The sequence below is a fragment of the Enterobacter sp. PL1 genome, assembly GCF_945957325.1.
Classification (GTDB): Bacteria; Pseudomonadota; Gammaproteobacteria; order Enterobacterales; family Enterobacteriaceae; genus Enterobacter; species Enterobacter roggenkampii.
This window is the reverse complement of sequence record NZ_CAMFKT010000109.1, coordinates 1-425: the sequence shown is the minus strand read 5'-3', so window position 1 is coordinate 425 and position 425 is coordinate 1. Positions and strand designations below refer to the sequence as shown.

At 52.7% G+C, this 425-nt stretch carries 1 rRNA gene; it reads left to right on the top strand.

The features are described from left to right. Positions 1–405, top strand: a 16S ribosomal RNA gene (locus N6P30_RS24480); the annotation flags it as partial. Positions 406–425: the final 20 nt, after the last annotated feature.

The following is a 425-nucleotide window of genomic DNA, read 5'->3' as shown; positions in this document are numbered from 1 at the left end:
GGCCGGGAACTCAAAGGAGACTGCCAGTGATAAACTGGAGGAAGGTGGGGATGACGTCAAGTCATCATGGCCCTTACGAGTAGGGCTACACACGTGCTACAATGGCGCATACAAAGAGAAGCGACCTCGCGAGAGCAAGCGGACCTCATAAAGTGCGTCGTAGTCCGGATTGGAGTCTGCAACTCGACTCCATGAAGTCGGAATCGCTAGTAATCGTAGATCAGAATGCTACGGTGAATACGTTCCCGGGCCTTGTACACACCGCCCGTCACACCATGGGAGTGGGTTGCAAAAGAAGTAGGTAGCTTAACCTTCGGGAGGGCGCTTACCACTTTGTGATTCATGACTGGGGTGAAGTCGTAACAAGGTAACCGTAGGGGAACCTGCGGTTGGATCACCTCCTTACCTTAAAGAACCTGCCTTTG